We start from the raw sequence: 21,122 nt of genomic DNA, 5'->3' as shown, positions 1-21,122 counted from the left end.
GATGAAGCCTCAACTGATCGCCGCCGCGGAACTCGACCGTCTAGAGACCTGGCAGAAATATTCCGCCCACATGTGCGGCGGCTGCGTGTCCAGCTGCTGCACGCTGCCGGTCGAGGTGAAGATCAAGGACCTGATCCGCATTGGCATCGTCGATGAGTTCGAGCGCGGCGACCCGCCGAAGAACATCGCCAAGCGTTTGCAGAAGGAAGGCATCGTCGAGCGCTACAACAACAAATCCGAGATCTTTACCCTCCAGCGCATGAGCAACAACGACTGCCTGTACCTGGATCGTAAGACGCGCTTCTGCACTATTTATGACAAGCGCCCGGATACCTGCCGCAACCACCCGAAAATCGGGCCACGGCCGGGGTATTGCGCGTACAAGCCCAAAGAAGTGGTGCGCGAGACCAATTTGCGGACCCTCGACAAGTTCTGATGATCGTGAAGATCGTTCCCACGCTCCGCGTGGTAACGCAGCCCTGGACGCTCTGCGTCCGCTCTTAAAGGCGGGACGCGGAGCGTCCCAAGCGGCATTCCCACGCAGAGCGTGGGAACGATCAGGCACCGGGGGCGTTTTTCATTCAGCCCGAGTTAACTCAGTTCTCTGATGATCGTTCCCACGCTCCGCGTGGGAATGCAGCCCTGGATGCTCTGCGTCCGCCCTTAAAAGCGGGACGCGGAGCGTCCCAAGCGGCATTCCCGCGCAGAGCGTGGGAACGATCAGGCATAAAAAAACGCCCCCGGCCTTTCGACCGGGGGCGTTTTTCATTCAGCCTGAGTTAACTCAGTTCTTGGCTTTCTTGGCAGCGCGGGTACGCTCGCCTTCGTCCAGGATCTTCTTACGCAGGCGGATCGACTTAGGCGTGACTTCGCACAGCTCGTCGTCCTGGATGAATTCCAGGGCCTGTTCCAGGGTGAAGCGAACAGGTGGGACCAGAGCGATGGTTTCGTCTTTACCCGAAGCACGCATGTTGTCGAGCTTCTTGCCTTTGGTTGGGTTAACGCCCATGTCGTTGTCACGGCTGTTCAAACCAACGATCTGACCGTTGTAGATCTCTTGACCGTGTTCAACGAACAGCTTGCCACGTGCCTGGAGGGTTTCCAGGGAGTAGGTCAGCGCCTTGCCGGTTTCTACCGATACCAGAACACCGTTCTGACGGCCGGACATGTCGCCGGACTTCATGGTGTCGTAGCGATCGAAGATCGAGGTCAGGATGCCAGCACCGTTGGTCAGGGTCAGGAACTGGTTACGGAAACCGATCAGACCACGAGCAGGGATGTTGTATTCCAGACGTACACGGCCTTTGCCATCCGGCACCATGTTGGTCAGGTCGCCCTTACGCAGGCCCATCTCTTCCATGACCTTGCCCTGGGATTCTTCAGGGGTGTCGATGGTTACGTTTTCGAACGGTTCCTGCTTCACGCCGTCAACCTGACGGATGATCACTTCAGGACGACCAACGCCCATTTCGAAGCCTTCGCGACGCATGGTTTCGATCAGTACCGAGAGGTGCAGCTCACCACGGCCGGAAACCTTGAACTTGTCAGCCGAGTCGCCTTCTTCAACGCGCAGAGCAACGTTGTACAGCAGCTCTTTGTCCAGACGTTCCTTGATGTTACGGGAAGTCACGAACTTGCCTTCTTTACCGCAGAAAGGCGAGTCGTTTACCTGGAAGGTCATGGAAACGGTTGGCTCGTCAACGGTCAGAGGCTTCATCGCCTCAACGTTGTCCGGCTGGCACAGGGTGTCGGAGATGAACAGCGAGTCCATACCGCTCACGCACACGATGTCGCCAGCGAACGCTTCTTCAACGTCGATACGGTGCAGACCGTGGTGACCCATCAGCTTGAGGATACGACCGTTACGCTTCTTGCCGTCGGCGCCGATGGCGACAACTGGGGTGTTCGGCTTGACGCTACCACGCGCGATACGGCCAACACCGATAACACCCAGGAAGCTGTTGTAGTCCAGTGCCGAGATTTGCATCTGGAACGGGCCTTCACGGTCAACTTTTGGTGCCGGTACGTTGTCGACGATCGACTGGTACAGCGGGGTCATGTCTTCAGCCATGTCGGTGTGTTCCAGACCGGCAATGCCGTTCAGGGCCGAGGCGTAGACCACTTTGAAGTCCAGCTGTTCTTCGGTAGCACCCAGGTTGTCGAACAGGTCGAAGATCTGGTCCAGAACCCAGTCCGGACGCGCGCCTGGACGGTCAACCTTGTTGATGCACACGATCGGACGCAGGCCGGCTTCGAAAGCCTTCTTGGTCACGAAACGGGTTTGCGGCATAGGGCCGTCTTGGGCGTCAACCAGCAGCAGAACGGAGTCAACCATCGACATTACGCGTTCTACTTCGCCGCCGAAGTCGGCGTGGCCCGGGGTATCCACGATGTTGATGTGGTAGCCGTTCCAGTTGATAGCGGTGTTTTTAGCCAGGATGGTAATACCGCGCTCTTTTTCCTGGTCGTTGGAGTCCATCACGCGCTCGTCGTTGAGCTCGTTGCGCTCCAGGGTGCCGGATTGACGCAGGAGTTTGTCTACCAGGGTGGTTTTACCATGGTCAACGTGAGCAATGATGGCGATGTTACGTAGATTTTCGATCACTTGTGTATCTCGATCAGAGGATTCGGTGTGCTGACAGGTCGTGGCAGCGATTAACAGTAGAGTCAGGCCTTGCCGTTACAGCTTGACGGCAGAGTCGGGGGGCCGGTGACGCAGGCCACAGGCAAACAGCCCCGGGCTCTTAGCTCGGTCGATAAACGCGCACATTGGCATACCCCTCACTGAGCAAATGGTGGGCATGCAGGCGACTCATCACGCCTTTGTCGCAATACAGCAGGTACTGACGGCTGTTATCCAGTTCCTTGAAGCGCGCGTTCAATGCGTAGAACGGCAGCGCTTGCACGTCGATGCCAGCGATTTCCAGCGGCTCATCCTCGGCGGCATCCGGGTGACGGATGTCGACGACGATCTGGCCGGCCAGGGCTTCGCTGACTTCTTCGATTTGCACATCCTGGTCCAATTCATCGATGACGCGATCGATCGGGACCAGTTTGGCGTTCTCAAGCGCACGCTCAAGAATCGCCATATCAAACTGTTGTTCTTCATACTCCACGCGGTTGCGCTTGGCGTGGGTCTTGGGGTTCACCGAAATGACCCCGCAATATTCAGGCATGTGCTTGGCAAAGTCGGCCGTGCCGATTTCTTCTGCCAGGTCGATGATGTCCTGCTTGTGGCTGGCGATCAGCGGGCGCAAGACCAGCTTCTCGGTGACGCAATCAATCAGCGACAGGTTTGGCAGCGTCTGGCTGGACACCTGGGAGATCGCTTCACCGGTCACCAACGCGTCGATCTGCAACTGATCGGCGATTCGGGACGCAGCGCGCAACATCATACGCTTCAATACCACGCCCATATGACTGTTATCGACTTTGCCGAGAATTTCGCCCAGCACTTCCTCGAACGGCACGCTTACAAATAGCACGCGTTGGGAGCTGCCGTACTTCTTCCAGATAAAGTGCGCGACTTCCATCACGCCCAATTCGTGTGCACGCCCGCCCAGGTTAAAAAAGCAGAAGTGGCTCATCAGGCCGCGGCGCATGATCTGGTAGGCCGCCACCGTGGAATCGAAACCGCCGGACATGAGTACCAGGGTCTGTTCCAGTGCGCCCAGCGGGTAGCCGCCGATGCTGTTGTGCTGGCTGTGGATCACAAACAACCGTTGGTCGCGAATTTCCATGCGCACTTCAATTTGCGGCGCTTTGAGGGAAATTCCGGCGGCGCCGCACTCGCGACGCAGCTTGCTGCCGACGTATTTCTCCACATCCATGGAGCTGAAGATGTGCTTGCCGGCACGCTTGCAGCGCACCGAAAAGATCTTGCCTTCCAGCGACTCACCGTAGTGCTGTTTGCACTTTTCGGTGATGTCGTCGAAGTCGCCCAACGGGTACTCATCCACCTGCAGGAAATGCGCAATGCCCGGCATGCAGCTCAGGCGCTCGGTCATGTCCTTCAAGGCTTTGGCGTCGGTAATACGGGTTTCCAGCTCGAGGTTGTCCCACACGCCGTTCACCACCACAGCCGGGTCCAGATCGCGGAGCACGGCACGGATGTTCTTGGCCAACTGACGGATGAAACGCGTCCGTACCGGTCGGCTTTTGATGGTGATCTCGGGGAAGACTTTTACGATTAGTTTCATGGAAACAGCGCGCGCCGGGCCTGCTGAAAAAGGGGGGCGCGGATTATAGCGGAAATCGCTCAAGGTTTAACCAGTTAATATGCATCACAGATACAACGCACCAAAACGGGTCATTTGCGCAAATTAACGCTACATTGCAGTGCGTTATTTATTCCGCTTCAGCGGATTGCACCGTTATAGGGGCCATTTTGAGGCAAAAAGGCCATGTTGGCGCACTGGCATGCAATTTGCTCTCTTGTGAGGCAGGTTGCCTTGGTCGAGTATTCGCGCCGGCATCACCCACATTCTAAGGGCTAACTCCACTACCCCAGCCCGAAGCCACCCGGAGGACACCATGTCGAAGTCGGTTCAACTCATCAAAGATCATGACGTTAAGTGGATTGATCTGCGCTTCACGGACACTAAAGGTACTCAGCACCACGTGACCATGCCGGCTCGCGACGCGCTGGATGATGCTTTCTTCGAAGAAGGCAAAATGTTCGACGGTTCCTCCATTGCCGGCTGGAAAGGCATCGAAGCTTCCGACATGATCCTGATGCCGGACGACAGCACTGCCGTACTCGACCCGTTCACCGAAGACCCAACCCTGATCATTGTCTGCGACGTGATCGAGCCTTCGACCATGCAAGGCTACGACCGCGACCCACGTGCGATCGCCAAGCGCGCCGAGGAGTACCTGAAGTCGACCGGTATCGGCGACACCGTATTCGTAGGCCCGGAGCCGGAATTCTTCATCTTTGATTCGGTCAAGTTCAAGTCCGACATCTCCGGCTCCATGTTCAAGATCTTCTCCGAACAAGGTTCGTGGATGTCTGACCAGGACATCGAAGGCGGCAACAAAGGCCACCGTCCAGGCGTCAAAGGGGGTTACTTCCCGGTTCCGCCGTTCGACCACGACCACGAAATCCGTACCTCCATGTGCAACGCCATGGAAGAAATGGGCCTGGTCATCGAAGTTCACCACCACGAAGTGGCGACTGCCGGCCAGAACGAAATCGGCGTGAAGTTCAACACCCTGGTAGCCAAGGCTGACGAAGTTCAGACCCTGAAGTACTGCGTACACAACGTGGCGGATGCCTACGGCCGTACCGCTACCTTCATGCCTAAGCCTCTGTACGGCGATAACGGTTCGGGTATGCACGTTCACCTGTCCATCGCCAAAGATGGCAAGAACACCTTCGCTGGCGAAGGTTATGCCGGCCTGTCCGACACTGCCCTGTACTTCATCGGCGGTATCATCAAGCACGGTAAGGCCCTGAACGGCTTCACCAACCCGTCGACCAACTCCTACAAGCGTCTGGTCCCAGGTTTCGAAGCACCGGTAATGCTGGCCTACTCGGCGCGTAACCGTTCCGCTTCGATCCGTATTCCTTACGTGTCCAGCCCGCGCGCTCGCCGTATCGAAGCTCGCTTCCCGGACCCGGCAGCCAACCCATACCTGGCCTTCGCTGCGCTGGTAATGGCTGGCCTGGACGGTATCCAGAACAAGATCCACCCAGGCGACGCCGCCGACAAAAACTTGTACGACCTGCCGCCTGAAGAGGCCAAAGAGATCCCACAAGTGTGCGGCAGCCTGAAAGAAGCCCTGGAAGAGCTGGACAAGGGCCGTGCGTTCCTGACCAAAGGCGGCGTATTCAGCGACGACTTCATCAACGCTTACATCGAGCTGAAAAGCGAAGAAGAAATCAAAGTACGCACCTTCGTACACCCACTGGAATACGAGCTGTACTACAGCTGCTGATCCGGTAGCGCCGCTTAACGTGGCGTAACGAAAAAGACCTCCTTCGGGAGGTCTTTTTTTGCCTGGCGTTTAGCGAGCCGGGGCGTGGCGGTCGAGCATGTTGCCCACCATCAAGGTGCCGAGGGCGCTGAGCTGGTGAATCGCCAGGACGGTATCGCGGTGCTTGCCTTCCAGGGCCTCGGACAAATCAAGCAACAAGGTGCTGACCGAGGTAAAGGCTTCGAAGCTGTTGATCAGCAGGGATTCGTCGTCGCTGCCAGGGTCGATGGTGAAGACGGACGGAGGCGGATTTGGCGTTGGTTTGAACATTTTCTACATTCCTCTAATGAGGCCGCCTTCGCTTCGCTACTAAACGAAAGGGTGGCGGCTGTGCGCAGGTTAGTAGACCGGTGAATGTAGAAGCCCGGCGCATCCGAGGATGCCCTGCGCACAGCCACCATCAAGCACAGATTTGGGAAATCTGATTGATGGAGAATGCACGACCTACAATTCGAATCCAGGCTACTAAACCTGATCGCTGATGAGCAGCGACCGAGCAACCTTAGAGACGACAAGCCAGCCGTACAAGCCGGCGGATTCTGGCGCACCTGTAGGCAAGCACGCAAGTTAAGGTAGCCTCTGGCTGACACTGCCCAAAATCTGCAAACCCAATCAAAATGTGGGAGCGGGCTTGCTCGCGAAAGCGGCGTATCAGTTAATGCATCGGGTGACTGACACACCGCCTTCGCGAGCAAGCCCGCTCCCACAAGGAGATCTACGTTGAAACATAGATTTGCATTCGCCCTGTTATTCGCCTGCGCCACAGCCAACGCGGCACCGCCCACTCTGGAGCCCTTGCTCAACAGCATCGCCGAGCGCCTGGAGATTGCCGACCAGGTAGCCCTGAGCAAATGGGACAGCCACAAGCCCGTAGAGGACAAAAAGCGCGAACAAGAGGTGATCGCCAGCGTCACCGCCCAGGCCCCCAGCTACAAACTCGACCCCGCTGCCGCCGAGCAGTTTTTTTCGGCGCAGATCGAGGCCAACAAGCTGGTGCAATACACCCACCTGTCCGACTGGCAGTTCCAGGGCAAGGCCCCCGACGACCCGCGCCCGGATCTGGTGAAGCAGATTCGGCCGCAACTGGACCAACTGCAAAAAACCCTCCTGCAGCAACTGGCCGACTTCACCCCGCAGCGCACCGATCCACAGTGCCCGCAGTGGTTGGCCACCGCCGTGCATGAGCCGCTGAATGATCCGCTGCGCCAACTGGCAATGATCCGCGCCACCGCCGAGCTGTGCATCTTCAAAGGTTAAAGCCTGCAAACCCAATCAAAACTGTGGGAGCGGGCTTGCTCGCGAAGGCGGCGAATCAGTCGATACATGTGTTAACTGACACACCGCCTTCGCGAGCAAGCCCGCTCCCACATTTGGATTGGGCGCATTCAGATGTACCTTCCGCGCCTTCCTGAACAAACTTTCCAAAATCGCACTATATTGGTGCGATAGCCTGCACACTTCCCACCCATCCAGCCCATTTTGGTTCGATTCTTCTCGATCACGCTGGCAGAACGCCACAGTTTCGCGCCTAAAACCCTTATTTCAGGGGTTTAACGCTTCTTTTCGGAGCCTTGGTTTGGTTTTTGCATTTTCCTTGTATCAGCGTGTGCCTCAAGCCCGCGCCTTGCTCCAAAAGAGGTCCCGATGACCATCAGCGATGCACTGCACCGTTTGTTACTCGACAACCTGACCACCGCGACCATCCTGCTCAATGACGACTTGCGTCTTGAGTACATGAACCCGGCGGCGGAGATGCTCCTGGCCATCAGCGGCCAGCGCAGCCATGGGCAGTTCATCAGCGAATTGTTCACCGAGTCGGCCGAGGCCTTGAGTTCGTTGCGCCAGGCCGTGGAGCAGGCGCACCCGTTTACCAAGCGCGAAGCGATGCTCACCGCCCTCACCGGCCAGACCCTGACGGTCGACTACGCCGTGACCCCGATCCTGAGCAATGGCGCGACCTTGCTGTTGCTCGAAGTGCACCCGCGCGACCGCCTGCTGCGCATCACCAAAGAAGAAGCGCAGCTGTCCAAGCAGGAAACCAGCAAAATGCTGGTGCGCGGCCTGGCCCACGAGATCAAGAACCCCCTCGGCGGCATTCGCGGCGCGGCGCAGTTGCTGGCCCGTGAGCTGCCGGAGGAACACCTCAAGGACTACACCAACGTCATCATCGAGGAGGCCGACCGCCTGCGTAACCTGGTGGACCGCATGCTCGGCTCCAACAAGCTGCCGTCCCTGGCGATGACCAACGTGCACGAAGTGCTGGAGCGCGTGTGCCAGTTGGTCGAGGCCGAAAGCCAGGGCTGCATCACCTTGGTGCGCGACTACGACCCAAGCATTCCCGACGTATTGATCGACCGCGAGCAGATGATTCAGGCGGTGCTCAATATCGTGCGCAACGCCATGCAGGCCATCAGCAGTCAGAACGAGCTGCGCCTGGGCCGCATCAGCCTGCGCACCCGCGCCCTGCGCCAGTTCACCATCGGCCATGTGCGCCATCGCCTGGTGACCAAGGTCGAGATCATCGACAACGGCCCGGGCATTCCTGCGGAACTGCAGGAAACCATCTTCTTTCCCATGGTCAGCGGCCGCCCGGACGGTACCGGGCTGGGCCTGGCCATTACCCAGAACATCATCAGCCAGCACCAGGGCCTGATCGAATGTGAGAGCCATCCCGGCCACACCACGTTCTCGATCTTCCTGCCATTGGAACAAGGAGCCCCCACGACATGAGCCGTAGTGAAACTGTCTGGATCGTCGATGACGACCGTTCTATCCGCTGGGTCCTCGAGAAAGCCTTGCAACAGGAAGGCATGACTACCCAGAGCTTCGACAGCGCCGACGGGGTGATGAGCCGCCTGGCTCGTCAGCAGCCGGACGTGATCATCTCCGACATCCGCATGCCCGGCGCCAGTGGCCTGGACTTGCTGGCGCGCATCCGCGAGCAGCACCCGCGTTTGCCGGTGATCATCATGACCGCGCACTCGGATCTGGACAGCGCTGTCGCGTCGTATCAGGGCGGTGCCTTTGAATACCTGCCCAAGCCGTTCGATGTGGACGAGGCGGTGGCGCTGGTCAAGCGCGCCAACCAGCACGCTCAGGAACAACAAAGCCAGGAAGCCCCACCGGCCCTGACCCGCACCCCGGAAATCATCGGTGAGGCACCGGCGATGCAGGAAGTGTTTCGCGCCATCGGGCGTTTGAGCCACTCCAACATCACCGTGTTGATCAACGGCGAGTCGGGCACCGGTAAAGAGTTGGTGGCGCACGCGCTGCACCGTCACAGCCCACGGGCGGCCTCGCCGTTTATCGCGCTGAACATGGCGGCGATTCCGAAGGACTTGATGGAGTCCGAGCTGTTCGGTCATGAAAAAGGCGCGTTCACCGGCGCGGCCAACCTGCGTCGCGGGCGCTTCGAACAGGCTGACGGCGGCACGCTGTTCCTGGATGAAATCGGCGATATGCCGGCAGATACCCAGACACGCTTGCTGCGCGTATTGGCAGACGGTGAGTTCTACCGCGTCGGCGGGCACACGCCGGTCAAGGTTGATGTGCGCATCATTGCGGCGACGCACCAGAATCTGGAAACGTTGGTACACGCGGGCAAATTCCGTGAGGACTTGTTTCACCGCCTCAACGTAATTCGTATCCACATCCCTCGGATGTCCGATCGCCGCGAAGACATCCCGACCCTCGCCCGCCACTTCCTCAGCCGCGCCGCGCAAGAACTGGCGGTGGAACCGAAGCTGCTCAAAAGCGAGACCGAGGAATACCTCAAGAACCTGCCGTGGCCGGGTAACGTGCGCCAGTTGGAGAACACTTGCCGCTGGATCACGGTGATGGCGTCCGGGCGCGAAGTGCACATCAGCGACCTGCCGCCGGAGCTGTTGAGCCTGCCGCAGGATTCGGCACCGGTGACCAACTGGGAGCAGGCGCTGCGCCAATGGGCCGACCAGGCTTTGGCACGCGGCCAGTCGAACCTGCTGGACAGCGCCGTGCCGGCGTTCGAGCGGATCATGATCGAAACTGCCCTGAAGCACACCGCCGGCCGCCGTCGCGATGCCGCGGTGTTGCTGGGCTGGGGCCGCAATACCTTGACGCGCAAGATCAAGGAGTTGGGCATGAAGGTCGATGGTGGGGATGATGATGAGGGTGATGAAGCCTAACTGCTGATCGTTCCCACGCTCGGCGTGGGAACGCCTCCCCGGACGCTCCGCGTCCGAGCCTCACCGCAAGTTCAGATCTGTGCACTGGTGACGCGGAGCGTCACACGATGCATTCCCACACGGAGCGTGGGAACGATCAGGTGGAGTGCACCGCTTCAATGCACCATGAACTAGCATCGCGCACATCCAGCCAGCCTGAAACACCCGCCGAATCAAGAAAACATCAAATCGCAAAAACACCAAAGCCCCGTATTCCGGGGCTTTGCGCTTTCTGGCGTAATTTTTTGGCGCACATTTCAACTTCTGGCACGCGCCCTGCAATAACCCTTACATCACCCAGTTTCGGGGACCTTGGTACAGGCAGGCCGAGAATCCCCTCTTTACACCTGGGGTGCTTGATGCGCATCGCGTCGCGCCCCACACCCGTTTCGGGAACCTCGGTACAGGCAGGCCGGGGATTCCCTCTTTAACACCGAAGCCTTCATGGCTTCACCCCGTTTTGGGAGCCCTGGTACAGGCAGGCCGGGAACTCCCTCTTTTATTGCTCTTGGAGATGGATCTCCAGCCGCCAGCGGCCATCAGCCTTCTCGCCTTTCCACTCCCCGCGCAACGGCCGAGCCGCCACCAGGTTCAGCAGCAAGCCGCCATCGGTTTTGCGAACCCGCCAGTTCACGTCCTTGTCGTTGACCTTGAGTTGCCCGCTGGCAGCCTTGCCTTGCGCGTCGAACAACACTGCAACGGTGCCGTCGACGTGTTCGCCGTGCAGCTTGGGTTCGCTGTTGAACCACACCACCACGCCGTCTGCCGCTGTTTCTACCTGCTGCAGTTCGACCGGATCCGGCGTGGTCAGGCGGCCGATCATCAGCCCGATCATCAAACCAACAATTGCCAATGAGCCCATCACCCGTGGCAATAGCTTCGGCCTTGGGTCGTCTTCAGGGGTAGAATGCAGCGCATCTTTGCCTTCGGAGCCGTGCATGTTTCACGTCATCCTTTTTCAACCAGAAATTCCGCCGAATACCGGCAACGTTATCAGGCTGTGCGCCAACAGTGGCTGCCACCTGCATTTGATCGAGCCGCTGGGCTTTGACATGGACGACAAACGCCTGCGTCGCGCCGGGCTGGACTACCACGAGTACGCCACGCTCAAGCGCCACGCCGACCTCGCCAGCTGCCTGGAGAGTTTGGGCCACCCGCGGCTGTTCGCGTTCACCACCAAGGGCTCGCGGCCGTTTCATGATGCCAGCTTTGCCGAAGGCGACGCCTTCCTGTTCGGCCCGGAAAGCCGTGGCCTGCCGGCGGAGGTGCTTGATGCACTGCCTGAGGGCCATCGTCTGCGCCTGCCGATGCGCGAGGGTTGCCGCAGCTTGAACCTGTCCAACACCGTGGCCGTCGCTGTCTATGAAGGCTGGCGCCAACTCGGCTTTAAATAACACCGCATAACAAATGTGGGAGCGGGCTTGCTCGCGAAAGCGGAGTGTCAGTCAACGAAGATATCGACTGAAGTACCGCATTCGCGAGCAAGCCCGCTCCCACATTTGATCGGTGTCGTTGCTCAGAACAGCTTACTGAACAGTCGACGAACCTTCCTGTTGCATGCGCTGCAGCTCTTGCGCGTACAGGGCATCGAAGTTCACCGGCGCCAGCATCAGCGCAGGGAACGAGCCACGGGTGACCAGGCTGTCCAGGGTCTCACGGGCATACGGGAACAGGATGTTCGGGCAGAACGCGCCCAGGGTGTGGCTCATGGACGCTTCGTCCAGGCCCTGGATCAGGAAGATACCAGCCTGTTGCACTTCAGCGATGAAAGCTACTTCTTCGCCGTTCTTAACAGTCACGGACAAGGTCAGCACGACTTCGTGGAAGTCGCCTTCCAGAGCCTTTTGACGGGTGTTCAGGTCCAGCGCAACGCTTGGGGTCCATTCCTGACGGAAGATGGCCGGGCTTTTCGGCGCTTCGAACGACAGGTCACGCACGTAGATCCGCTGCAGCGAAAACTGTGGGCCTTGAGCTTCTGCTGCTTCGGTGTTCTGTTGGTCAGTCATCGCAGATCCTTCTTGATCTTGGGGTCTTTTAGGGTTTAGGAGTCAGACGAGCAGCAGCGCATCGAGTTTACCGGCGCGCTCCAGAGCGAACAGGTCATCGCACCCACCGACATGCTTGTCGCCGATCCAGATCTGCGGCACGGACGTGCGTCCCGCTTTCTGGGCCATTTCGGCGCGCACCTGGGGTTTGCCGTCGACCTTGATCTCTTCGAAGGCAACGCCCTTTTTCTCAAGCAGAGCCTTGGCCCGCATGCAGTAAGGGCACCAATCGCTGGAGTAAACGACAACCTGGCTCATATCACTTCACCAGCGGCAGGTTATCGGCCTTCCAGCTGCCGATACCGCCGGACAGTTTGGCGGCGGTAAAACCGGCTTTGAGCATCTCGCGGGCATGGGTGCCGGCGTGCTGGCCTTGGGCGTCGACCAGAATAATGGTCTTGGCCTTGTGTTTTTCCAGCTCGGGCAAGCGGGCGATCAGCTTGTCCTGCGGAATGTTCAGGGCGCCGACGATATGGCCGGCGGCGAAATCCTTGGCCGGGCGAATATCCACGACAACGGCCTCATCCTTGTTGACCAGCGCGGTCAGCTCCGACGTGCTCAGGCTGCGGCCACCGCGACTCATTTCATGAGCGATCAGCAGCGCCAGCAGGATGACGAAGGCACCCGCGAGCAGGTAGTGGGCAGTGGCAAATGCAATCAGGTGATCAACCATCAAGGAGGTTCCAGGGCGTTAAAATGGCGGTAAGTATACACAGCCGTCAGGGGCGGCCAACCCCCGTAAAGCGGTGACGTGGTCGGAACTTCGCTTTAGACTGCTACTCCCTTTTCAATTGTCTTCCTTTATTAGCGCCGCGAGAGGATCTATGACTACCACGCCTAAACCTTTGGTCCTGATAATTCTCGATGGCTTTGGACACAGTGAAAGCCACCACGACAACGCCGTGTACTCGGCCAAGAAGCCGGTACTCGACCGCCTGACCGCCACCGTGCCCAACGGCCTGATCTCCGGTTCCGGTATGGATGTGGGCTTGCCGGACGGCCAAATGGGCAACTCCGAAGTCGGCCACATGAACCTGGGCGCCGGACGAGTGGTATACCAGGACTTCACCCGCGTGACCAAAGCGATCCGTGATGGCGAGTTCTTCGAGAACCCGACCATCTGCGCGGCGGTGGATAAAGCCGTAGCCGCCGGCAAAGCCGTGCACTTTATGGGCCTGTTGTCCGACGGCGGTGTACACAGCCACCAGGACCACCTGGTTGCCATGGCCGAACTGGCCTTCAAGCGCGGCGCCGAAAAAATCTACCTGCACGCCTTCCTCGACGGCCGCGATACGCCGCCGAAAAGCGCGCAATCGTCCATCGAACTGCTCGACGCCACCTTCGCCGCCCTCGGCAAGGGCCGCATCGCCAGCCTGGTCGGCCGTTACTTCGCCATGGACCGTGACAACCGTTGGGACCGTGTCGCCCAGGCCTACAACCTGATCGCGGAAGGCCAGGGCGAATTTCACGCCGCCACCGCCCAGGAAGGTCTGGAAGCCGCCTATGCGCGTGGCGAGAGCGACGAATTCGTCAAAGCCACCACCATCGGCGAGCCGGTCAAAGTCGAAGACGGCGACGCCCTGGTGTTCATGAACTTCCGCGCCGACCGTGCGCGCGAGCTGAGCCACGTATTCGTTGACGCCGGTTTCAAGGACTTCGAGCGCGCACGCCAGCCGAAAGCCGAGTTCGTCATGCTTACCCAATACGCCGCCAACATCCCGGCCCCTTCGGCATTCGCGCCGGGCAGCCTGGAAAACGTGCTGGGCGACTATTTGGCGAAAAACGGCAAGACTCAGCTGCGCATTGCCGAAACCGAAAAATATGCCCACGTGACCTTCTTCTTCTCCGGTGGCCGCGAAGAGCCGTTCCCGGGTGAAGAACGCATCCTGATCCCGTCGCCAAAAGTCGCCACCTACGACCTGCAGCCGGAAATGAGCGCGCCGGAAGTCACTGACAAAATCGTCGATGCCATCGAACACCAGCGTTACGACGTGATCGTGGTCAACTACGCCAACGGCGACATGGTCGGCCACAGCGGCAACCTGGAAGCGGCCGTAAAAGCCGTGGAATGCCTGGACCTGTGCGTCGGTCGCATCGTCGACGCCCTGGAGAAAGTCGGCGGCGAAGCGCTGATCACCGCCGACCACGGCAACTGCGAGCAGATGTCCGACGAATCCACCGGGCAAGCCCACACCGCCCACACCACCGAGCCGGTGCCGTTCATCTATGTCGGCAAGCGTGACCTTAAAGTGCGCGAAGGCGGCGTACTGGCGGACGTGGCGCCGACCATGCTGAAACTGATGGGGCTGGAGAAACCGAAAGAGATGACCGGTACTTCGATTCTGGTCTGATCCCAGCCTCACCACAAAACCAGTGTGGGAGCGGGCTTGCCCGCGATAGCATTCTGCCAGTCGACTACACAGTTCACTGACACACCGCTATCGCAGGCAAGCCAGCTCCCACATCTGCATGTGGCGTCCGTGAGATATCTTGCTCTCCAGCCCGAATTGGGCGTTTTTTTTGCGGCGCTTGGCGGGCATACTAGGCCGTCCCTTTCCCTGGTGTCGCCCGCCTCTATGCTTCGCGCCTTGATTACCCTCGCTCTAGTCTGCTTGCTCCAACCGGCGTTTGCCGATGAGCGCGCACAAACCCAACAACAGTTGGACGCTACGCGTCAGGACATTACCGAGCTGAAAAAACTGCTCGGCAAGCTCCAGGAAGAAAAATCCGGGGTGCAGAAAGACCTGCGCGGCACGGAAACCGAGATGGGCAAGCTCGAGAAGCAGGTCCAGGAGCTACAAAAAGAATTAAAGAAGAGCGAGTCGGAACTGGAGCGACTCGACGCTGAGAAAAAAAAACTCCAGAGCGCACGCGTTGAACAGCAACGCCTGATCGCGATCCAGGCCCGCGCCGCCTACCAGAGCGGCCGCCAGGAATACCTCAAGCTGCTGCTCAACCAGCAGAACCCCGAGAAATTCGCGCGCACCCTCACCTATTACGACTACCTGAGCAAGGCCCGCCTGGCGCAATTGAAGGGTTTTAATGAAACCCTGCGCCAGTTGGCCAATGTCGAGCAGGAAATCGCCGACCAGCAGTCGCAATTGCTTGATCAGAAAACCGCCCTCGACACCCAGCGCGACCAGTTGGACAAGGTGCGCAAAGAACGCCAGCAAGCCCTGGCCAAGCTCAATGATGACGTGAAAGCCCGCGACGCCAAGCTCCAGGCCCGCGAGCAAGACCAGGCTGACCTGGGCAAAGTGCTCAAAACCATCGAAGAAACCCTGGCGCGCCAGGCACGTGAGGCTGAAGAAGCGCGGCAAAAAGCGCTGATCGCCCAGCAGGAAGCGGAAAAAAAGCGCCAGCGTGAAGCCGAGCTGGCCGCCACCACTGACGCGCCAGCGCCGCGTAAACCGGCGCGCGCAGCGCCTGGGCCGCTGGTTTCCAGCTCCGGCGAGAACTTCGGCGGCCCTTTTGCTTCAGCCCGCGGAAAACTTCCATGGCCCGTTGATGGTCGACTACTGGCGCGCTTTGGTGAAACCCGTGGCGATGACACCCGCGCCAAGTGGGATGGGGTGATGATCAGCGCCGCCGCCGGCAGCCAGGTCCACGCCGTTCACGGTGGGCGTGTGGTGTTTGCCGATTGGCTGCGCGGCGCCGGTTTGTTGGTGATTCTTGACCACGGCAATGGCTATTTGAGCCTTTACGGCCACAATCAGACATTACTCAAGTCGGCAGGTGATGTTGTAAAAGCCGGTGAATCCATCTCCACTGTCGGTAACAGTGGCGGCCAGGACACCCCGGCGCTGTACTTCGCTATTCGTCAGCAGGGCCGCCCGAGCGACCCTGCACAATGGTGCCGTTCCCAAGGATAGGGCTGCACCTACATTAGGAGTTCGTTCGACATGCTGCATTTGTCCCGCCTCACTTCGCTGGCCCTGACGATCGCCCTGGTGATCGGCGCGCCTCTGGCTTTTGCCGACCAGGCTGCACCCGCCGCCACCGCTGCGACCACCAAGGCGCCGCTGCCGCTGGACGAGCTGCGTACCTTTGCCGAGGTCATGGACCGGATCAAGGCAGCCTATGTCGAACCCGTAGACGACAAGACCCTGCTGGAAAATGCCATCAAGGGCATGCTCAGCAACCTCGACCCGCACTCCGCTTACCTGGGGCCGGAAGACTTTGCCGAGCTGCAGGAAAGCACCAGCGGTGAGTTCGGCGGCCTGGGCATCGAAGTCGGTTCCGAAGATGGCCAGATCAAAGTGGTCTCGCCGATCGATGACACCCCTGCGTCCAAGGCGGGCATTCAGGCCGGCGACTTGATCGTGAAGATCAACGGCCAGCCGACCCGTGGCCAGTCCATGACCGAGGCCGTCGACAAGATGCGCGGCAAGCTCGGCCAGAAAATCACCCTGACCCTGGTACGCGACGGCGGCAACCCGTTTGACGTGACCCTGGCCCGCGCGACCATCACGGTCAAGAGCGTGAAGAGCCAGTTGCTGGAGTCGGGCTACGGTTACATCCGTATCACCCAGTTCCAGGTCAAGACCGGCGACGAAGTGGCCAAGGCCCTGGCCAAACTGCGCAAAGACAACGGCAAGAAACTCAACGGCATCGTGCTCGACCTGCGTAACAACCCAGGCGGCGTGCTGCAGTCGGCGGTTGAAGTGGTCGACCACTTCATCAGCAAAGGCCTGATCGTGTACACCAAGGGCCGTATCGCCAACTCCGAGTTGCGCTTCTCGGCCACCGGCAACGACCTGAGCGAAGGCGTGCCACTGGCCGTGCTGATCAACGGTGGCAGCGCTTCGGCGTCGGAAATTGTCGCCGGGGCCCTGCAAGACCAGAAGCGCGGCGTGCTGATGGGCACCACCAGCTTCGGCAAAGGCTCGGTGCAAACCGTATTGCCGCTGAACAACGACCGCGCCCTGAAGATCACCACGGCGTTGTACTACACGCCGAACGGTCGCTCGATCCAGGCCCAGGGCATCGTGCCGGACATCGAGGTGCGCCGGGCCAAGATTACCAACGAGGTCGACAGCGAGTACTACAAAGAGGCCGACCTGCAAGGTCACTTGGGCAATGGCAACGGCGGCGCCGACCAGCCGACCGGCAGTGGCACCAAAGCCAAGCCGATGCCGCAGGACGACGACTACCAACTGGCCCAGGCGCTCAGCCTGCTTAAAGGCCTGAGCATTACGCGCAGCCGTTGATATGCGTTTTGCCCTGATCATCGCTCTGCTGTTCAGCCTGGCAGGCGTCGCCCACGCGACGCCTGCCGGCGAGCCGCAAAAGGCCTACCTGACCCTTATCATCGACGACCTGGGGCAAAACCTGCCCCGGGACCGTCGCGTGCTGGGCCTGCCAGGGCCGGTGACCACGGCGATCATGCCCGACACGCCCCACGCCGCCGAATTCGCCCGTGAAGCGCACAAGGCCGGCAAGGTCGTGATCCTGCACATGCCCATGGACCCAGCCACCGGCCCGTTCGCCTGGCACCCCGAGCTGCCCATCGAAGAACTCGGCAAGCGCCTGGACGCCGCCTTCAAGGCCGTGCCCTACACCGCCGGCATCAACAACCATATGGGCAGCCGCATGACCGCCCAGCCAGCGGCGATGGCGTGGTTGATGGCCGAGCTGCAACGGCGCAACAAGTTCTTTGTCGACAGCCGCACCAGCGCACAGACCGTCGCCGCCGCCGAGGCGCAGAAGATCGGCCTGGCGCATGTCTCGCGGGATGTGTTCCTGGATGACGAACGCACCGAGGCGGCGATTGCCACGCAATTGCAAACCGCGATCAAGCTGGCGCACAAACAGGGCTCGGTGGTGATGATCGGCCACCCTTACCCGCAAACGCTGGCGGTACTGGAGCGTGAGTTGCCCAAGCTCAAGGCCCAGGGCATCGACTGGATTGATATCAAGTTGATGATCAGTGTGCGCAGCAACCAAGCCATGGCGGCACACGGCAAAAACGGTACGTATCTTCCGGCGCGTAGATAGTTACCGCTCGGTACTGACTGCCCTGCTCGATAGTTGATGCTCCCATCAACTGGAGAGCCCTCCATGAAGCCTCTGCAATTCAATGACCTGCTCATCAGCTTTACCAGCGAGTTTCTGCCACTGTGGAACGACAAAGGGTCGGGCGCGCACAAAGCCGTCGGCCTCTGGCGGCCGAGCACCGCCTCCGATGCCCTGAGCCCGTTTTTTACCTTGGGTGATATTGCGGTGAACCACTATCGCAATATCAACCACGCCAACGTTGTCGCCGTGGTCAGCGACGCGAACAAGGTCGATGGCACAGCCCTGCGTGCGCCCGTCGATTATCAATTGGTGTGGCAGGATGAAGGCACCGGAGCGCTGGGCAATGCGTCCATCTGGCGCCCGCTGCCACCGGAAGGCTATGTGGCGATGGGGCTGGTGTACGGCGTGGACTACGACAAACCCTCACGCCATGCCGTGCGGTGCGTGCGAGAAGACCTGGTGATGGCCGCTCAAGCGGGCGAATTGATCTGGGACGATAAAGGCAGCGGCGCCGCCAGCGATTTGAGCCTCTGGTCGGTGACACCTCCCGATGCACCCGCCGGCGAAATATACCTGGCCCCCGGCACCTTCATCGGCACTGGCAACTATGCCAGGCCAAGCCTTGAGGCCTATTCGCTGTGCCTGACATTGACAGCGCAGTTGCACGACCTGCCACCGCCGACCCTCAGCGGGTACGAACGCCCGGAACCTGATGAAACCGCCCACACGCCCCAGGCGTGCGAGCTGCCCTGGTTCTGTGTCAAAGACCCGGAATTGACCGTGATTGAACAGTTTCAGTCGTCGCCGACCTATCGCCTGGAACGCGCAGACCGCCACCTTTGTGTAGGTTTTGGGCACAACATCGAAGCGACCCGTCAGCCGTTCATGTGGACGGCTGCAAAAGGTGAAACAGGTGGGACTGCCAAGGCTCTGGCGGCCAACACCAGCATCGACCTGGGCAAAGAGTGGCCAGGCGGCGAACAGGTTTGCGAGTTGAATTTTTCGGCGCACCTGGATCGCGACTTCACCCACACGCAACGTTCGGCCAAAGGCTGGGACCAGGCTTCGTCGCTGGAAATCATCACCTACGTTCAGCCAAAGAAAGCCGTTGCAGCTTACCTTCTACACAGCGAATACCGCCTGCTGCGACAAGACGGTAGCCAGGTTTCAAGCACCGCCAGCTATACCAATGGTGACAACATCTACCTGAGCGATTATCCAAACGCCGAGCCGCTGCCTGACGAACCACCGCCAGCGGCGCAAACGCACCAAGCGCAGTCTGAGCTAGAGGTAACGGGCCATGATCTGATCGACCCCACCCTCATCCCGTAACTGGTCGAGTGCCGCCTGAAGCTTGGCCACCACCTCATCCGGCACGTCTTTATTCAGCGCCAGGTACAACTGGGCACTGTTGAAGCGCAGCACGGTTTTCAGTTGGGTCACCCCCACCTGGCGAGCCAGATAACGGCCCGCAGGATCGCCGGTGGCCCACAGGTTGATCTGGCCATCTACCAGTTTTTGCGCGTTGTCCTGGTCACGCAGCGCAACGATCGGGTTAAGGCCCTGCTTTTCCAGGGTCTGCGCAATGGCGTCACCTTTGTAGGCGCCTATCTTGTATCGATGGGCCTGTTCAAGGTCTGTCAGCTCAATCTTGCTGTCGGCCCTGGCCAGCATCACCCAATCATCCGGGCCGATGGGGCCGACCCATTTGAACAGGGCTTCGCGGTCCGGCAAACGCGCCGTCACAAAGACGCCGTAACCGGGCTTTTCCAGGGCGAGCTTGTAGATGCGCTCCCAAGGAAAACGCAAAGTCAGATTGTAGGAAATGCCCGCACGCTTGAACGTCTCGCGCACGATATCGACGGCGATGCCCTCGATGTTTTCTTCCTTGGCGAAGTTCTTGCCGTTTTTCGCCATGTTGTAAGGCGGGAAGTTTTCCGTCAGCAACACCAGGGAGGCGTCGGACGGTTCTTCGGCGTGAGCCGAGCCCGTCAACAGAATGGACGTACTGGCGAGAGCAAGCAGAAGGGTCTTGAACATGAAGGCTACCGGGATCCATGGCAAGCGCAGAGAGTGCCCCGCGCCTGCCAGGGTGTCCAGCAGCGTTTAGCGAACGACGATACCGCGCGCGGCCATATAGGCTTTGGCCTCAGGCACGGTGTATTCGCCAAAGTGGAAAATGCTCGCCGCCAGCACCGCGCTGGCATGGCCTTCGATCACGCCGTCGGCCAGGTGCTGCAGGTTGCCGACGCCGCCGGAGGCGATCACCGGAATGCCCAGCGCATCGCTGATGGCGCGGGTCACGCCCAGGTCGAAACCGTTTTTCATGCCGTCCTGGTCCATGCTGGTCAGCAGGATCTCACCGGCGCCCAGGGCTTCCATCTTCATCGCCCATTCCACCGCGTCCAGGCCGGTGGGCTTGCGACCGCCGTGGGTGAAGATCTCCCAGCGCGGGGTTTCGCCCGGCGCGGAAACCTTCTTGGCGTCGATGGCGACCACGATGCATTGCGAGCCGAAGTGCTGCGCGGCTTCGCCGACGAACTCCGGGTTGAACACGGCAGCGGTGTTGATCGAGACCTTGTCCGCACCGGCATTGAGCAGGTTGCGGATGTCTTGCACGGTGCGCACGCCACCGCCCACGGTCAGCGGGATAAACACCTGGCTGGCCATGCGCTCGACGGTATGCAAGGTGGTGTCGCGGCCGTCGACGCTGGCGGTGATGTCGAGAAAGGTAATCTCGTCGGCACCTTGCTCATCATAGCGACGGGCGATTTCCACCGGGTCGCCGGCGTCGCGGATGTTCTCGAACTTGACGCCCTTGACCACGCGACCGTTGTCGACGTCCAGGCAAGGGATGATGCGTTTGGCCAGCGCCATG

The 21,122-nt window shown here is 59.9% G+C and carries 20 protein-coding genes; 11 read left to right on the top strand and 9 right to left on the bottom strand.

Translation table 11 applies throughout. The annotated features are described in order from the left end of the window. Window position 1 precedes the first annotated feature (1 nt). Window positions 2-436 carry a YkgJ family cysteine cluster protein gene (locus BLV67_RS10780; RefSeq protein WP_017138625.1) on the top strand — a complete coding sequence of 145 codons (435 nt, stop codon included), beginning with the start codon at window positions 2-4 and terminating at the stop codon, window positions 434-436. A gap of 348 nt (window positions 437-784) precedes the next feature. Here BLV67_RS10780 and typA read toward each other — a convergent pair whose 3' ends face one another. Together typA and thiI are read right to left on the bottom strand one after the other, a co-directional pair. After that, the gene (gene typA / locus BLV67_RS10765) at window positions 785-2,605 is read right to left on the bottom strand and encodes a translational GTPase TypA (RefSeq protein WP_003217997.1); all 1,821 of its coding nucleotides are present in this window, start codon (window positions 2,603-2,605) and stop codon (window positions 785-787) included. Window positions 2,606-2,744: 139 nt separating this feature from the next. Beyond that, window positions 2,745-4,199: a tRNA uracil 4-sulfurtransferase ThiI gene (gene thiI, locus BLV67_RS10760; RefSeq protein WP_069786771.1), complete on the bottom strand. Its 1,455-nt coding sequence runs from the start codon at window positions 4,197-4,199 to the stop codon at window positions 2,745-2,747. 334 nt (window positions 4,200-4,533) lie between these two features. On the opposite strand from thiI, the gene glnA reads away from it, so the two are divergent. After that, window positions 4,534-5,940, top strand: coding sequence for a glutamate--ammonia ligase (glnA, locus tag BLV67_RS10750; RefSeq protein ID WP_065930795.1), 1,407 nt, complete (start codon window positions 4,534-4,536; stop codon window positions 5,938-5,940). 69 nt (window positions 5,941-6,009) lie between these two features. Here the strand turns inward: glnA and BLV67_RS10745 are convergent, their stop codons facing one another. Beyond that, the gene (locus tag BLV67_RS10745) at window positions 6,010-6,249 is read right to left on the bottom strand and encodes a DUF6124 family protein (protein WP_069786770.1); all 240 of its coding nucleotides are present in this window, start codon (window positions 6,247-6,249) and stop codon (window positions 6,010-6,012) included. A 450-nt stretch (window positions 6,250-6,699) separates the two neighbouring features. Here BLV67_RS10745 and BLV67_RS10740 point away from each other — a divergent pair, with 450 nt between their 5' ends. The 3 genes from BLV67_RS10740 (at window position 6,700) to ntrC (ending at window position 10,142) form a co-directional block, all read left to right on the top strand. Continuing rightward, window positions 6,700-7,236 (top strand): chorismate mutase, encoded by a 537-nt coding sequence (locus tag BLV67_RS10740; protein ID WP_069786769.1) that lies wholly within the window; start codon window positions 6,700-6,702, stop codon window positions 7,234-7,236. Between the two features lie 387 nt (window positions 7,237-7,623). Next, window positions 7,624-8,709: a nitrogen regulation protein NR(II) gene (gene glnL, locus BLV67_RS10735; protein WP_017138631.1), complete on the top strand. Its 1,086-nt coding sequence runs from the start codon at window positions 7,624-7,626 to the stop codon at window positions 8,707-8,709. Further along, complete coding sequence (gene ntrC, locus BLV67_RS10730; RefSeq protein WP_017138632.1) at window positions 8,706-10,142, top strand: nitrogen regulation protein NR(I); 1,437 nt, start codon at window positions 8,706-8,708, stop codon at window positions 10,140-10,142. Before glnL ends, ntrC begins: the two co-directional genes overlap by 4 nt. 538 nt (window positions 10,143-10,680) lie before the next feature. Here the strand turns inward: ntrC and BLV67_RS10725 are convergent. Continuing rightward, window positions 10,681-11,121 carry a hypothetical protein gene (locus BLV67_RS10725; protein WP_065930798.1) on the bottom strand — a complete coding sequence of 147 codons (441 nt, stop codon included), beginning with the start codon at window positions 11,119-11,121 and terminating at the stop codon, window positions 10,681-10,683. Between BLV67_RS10725 and BLV67_RS10720 the strand changes: the two genes are divergently transcribed. Further along, a complete protein-coding gene (locus tag BLV67_RS10720) occupies window positions 11,120-11,575 on the top strand; it encodes a tRNA (cytidine(34)-2'-O)-methyltransferase (protein WP_065930799.1) in 456 nt (151 codons plus the stop codon). The genes BLV67_RS10725 and BLV67_RS10720 overlap by 2 nt on opposite strands. Window positions 11,576-11,707: 132 nt before the next feature. On the opposite strand, the gene secB is transcribed toward BLV67_RS10720, so the two are convergent. The 3 genes from secB to BLV67_RS10705 are packed head-to-tail and all read right to left on the bottom strand — an operon-like array spanning window position 11,708 to window position 12,899. Further along, on the bottom strand, window positions 11,708-12,187 hold the full coding sequence (gene secB, locus BLV67_RS10715; RefSeq protein ID WP_012721755.1) for a protein-export chaperone SecB: 480 nt from the start codon (window positions 12,185-12,187) through the stop codon (window positions 11,708-11,710). A gap of 42 nt (window positions 12,188-12,229) precedes the next feature. Further along, complete coding sequence (grxC, locus tag BLV67_RS10710; protein WP_065930800.1) at window positions 12,230-12,484, bottom strand: glutaredoxin 3; 255 nt, start codon at window positions 12,482-12,484, stop codon at window positions 12,230-12,232. A 1-nt stretch (window position 12,485) separates the two neighbouring features. Beyond that, entirely contained in the window at window positions 12,486-12,899 is a 414-nt protein-coding gene (locus tag BLV67_RS10705) for a rhodanese-like domain-containing protein (RefSeq protein ID WP_017138635.1), read from the bottom strand. A 151-nt stretch (window positions 12,900-13,050) separates the two neighbouring features. On the opposite strand from BLV67_RS10705, the gene gpmI reads away from it, so the two are divergent. From gpmI to BLV67_RS10680, 5 genes are all read left to right on the top strand, one after another. Beyond that, the gene (gene gpmI / locus BLV67_RS10700) at window positions 13,051-14,577 is read left to right on the top strand and encodes a 2,3-bisphosphoglycerate-independent phosphoglycerate mutase (RefSeq protein WP_069786768.1); all 1,527 of its coding nucleotides are present in this window, start codon (window positions 13,051-13,053) and stop codon (window positions 14,575-14,577) included. A gap of 225 nt (window positions 14,578-14,802) precedes the next feature. Continuing rightward, a complete protein-coding gene (locus tag BLV67_RS10695; RefSeq protein ID WP_069786767.1) occupies window positions 14,803-16,098 on the top strand; it encodes a murein hydrolase activator EnvC family protein in 1,296 nt (431 codons plus the stop codon). Window positions 16,099-16,128: 30 nt separating this feature from the next. After that, window positions 16,129-17,436 (top strand): S41 family peptidase, encoded by a 1,308-nt coding sequence (locus BLV67_RS10690; RefSeq protein WP_056860667.1) that lies wholly within the window; start codon window positions 16,129-16,131, stop codon window positions 17,434-17,436. A gap of 1 nt (window position 17,437) precedes the next feature. Then, window positions 17,438-18,223 (top strand): divergent polysaccharide deacetylase family protein, encoded by a 786-nt coding sequence (locus tag BLV67_RS10685; RefSeq protein WP_069786766.1) that lies wholly within the window; start codon window positions 17,438-17,440, stop codon window positions 18,221-18,223. Window positions 18,224-18,286: 63 nt separating this feature from the next. Further along, window positions 18,287-19,576 carry a Vps62-related protein gene (locus BLV67_RS10680; protein WP_069786765.1) on the top strand — a complete coding sequence of 430 codons (1,290 nt, stop codon included), beginning with the start codon at window positions 18,287-18,289 and terminating at the stop codon, window positions 19,574-19,576. Here the strand turns inward: BLV67_RS10680 and BLV67_RS10675 are convergent. Together BLV67_RS10675 and hisF are read right to left on the bottom strand one after the other, a co-directional pair. After that, a complete protein-coding gene (locus BLV67_RS10675) occupies window positions 19,529-20,284 on the bottom strand; it encodes a substrate-binding periplasmic protein (RefSeq protein ID WP_069786764.1) in 756 nt (251 codons plus the stop codon). The genes BLV67_RS10680 and BLV67_RS10675 overlap by 48 nt on opposite strands. Before the next feature lie 66 nt (window positions 20,285-20,350). Continuing rightward, window positions 20,351-21,121: an imidazole glycerol phosphate synthase subunit HisF gene (gene hisF / locus BLV67_RS10670; RefSeq protein WP_065930807.1), complete on the bottom strand. Its 771-nt coding sequence runs from the start codon at window positions 21,119-21,121 to the stop codon at window positions 20,351-20,353. Between the last annotated feature and the right edge of the window lies 1 nt (window position 21,122).

Source organism: Pseudomonas salomonii (assembly GCF_900107155.1).
Lineage (GTDB): Bacteria > Pseudomonadota > Gammaproteobacteria > Pseudomonadales > Pseudomonadaceae > Aquipseudomonas > Aquipseudomonas salomonii.
The sequence above is the reverse complement of the archived record's forward strand: the minus strand, read 5'-3'. Positions and strand labels throughout refer to the sequence as shown.

Coding starts and splice junctions, on each gene's coding strand:
- glnA (WP_065930795.1), top strand. CDS start 4,534: ATGTCGAAGTCGGTTCAACTCATCAAAGATCATGACGTTAAGTGGATT.
- secB (WP_012721755.1), bottom strand. CDS start 12,187: ATGACTGACCAACAGAACACCGAAGCAGCAGAAGCTCAAGGCCCACAG.
- ntrC (WP_017138632.1), top strand. CDS start 8,706: ATGAGCCGTAGTGAAACTGTCTGGATCGTCGATGACGACCGTTCTATC.
- BLV67_RS10685 (WP_069786766.1), top strand. CDS start 17,438: ATGCGTTTTGCCCTGATCATCGCTCTGCTGTTCAGCCTGGCAGGCGTC.
- BLV67_RS10675 (WP_069786764.1), bottom strand. CDS start 20,284: ATGTTCAAGACCCTTCTGCTTGCTCTCGCCAGTACGTCCATTCTGTTG.
- hisF (WP_065930807.1), bottom strand. CDS start 21,121: ATGGCGCTGGCCAAACGCATCATCCCTTGCCTGGACGTCGACAACGGT.
- BLV67_RS10780 (WP_017138625.1), top strand. CDS start 2: ATGAAGCCTCAACTGATCGCCGCCGCGGAACTCGACCGTCTAGAGACC.
- grxC (WP_065930800.1), bottom strand. CDS start 12,484: ATGAGCCAGGTTGTCGTTTACTCCAGCGATTGGTGCCCTTACTGCATG.
- BLV67_RS10745 (WP_069786770.1), bottom strand. CDS start 6,249: ATGTTCAAACCAACGCCAAATCCGCCTCCGTCCGTCTTCACCATCGAC.
- BLV67_RS10680 (WP_069786765.1), top strand. CDS start 18,287: ATGAAGCCTCTGCAATTCAATGACCTGCTCATCAGCTTTACCAGCGAG.
- thiI (WP_069786771.1), bottom strand. CDS start 4,199: ATGAAACTAATCGTAAAAGTCTTCCCCGAGATCACCATCAAAAGCCGA.
- BLV67_RS10695 (WP_069786767.1), top strand. CDS start 14,803: ATGCTTCGCGCCTTGATTACCCTCGCTCTAGTCTGCTTGCTCCAACCG.
- BLV67_RS10725 (WP_065930798.1), bottom strand. CDS start 11,121: ATGCACGGCTCCGAAGGCAAAGATGCGCTGCATTCTACCCCTGAAGAC.
- gpmI (WP_069786768.1), top strand. CDS start 13,051: ATGACTACCACGCCTAAACCTTTGGTCCTGATAATTCTCGATGGCTTT.
- BLV67_RS10705 (WP_017138635.1), bottom strand. CDS start 12,899: ATGGTTGATCACCTGATTGCATTTGCCACTGCCCACTACCTGCTCGCG.
- BLV67_RS10690 (WP_056860667.1), top strand. CDS start 16,129: ATGCTGCATTTGTCCCGCCTCACTTCGCTGGCCCTGACGATCGCCCTG.
- BLV67_RS10720 (WP_065930799.1), top strand. CDS start 11,120: ATGTTTCACGTCATCCTTTTTCAACCAGAAATTCCGCCGAATACCGGC.
- glnL (WP_017138631.1), top strand. CDS start 7,624: ATGACCATCAGCGATGCACTGCACCGTTTGTTACTCGACAACCTGACC.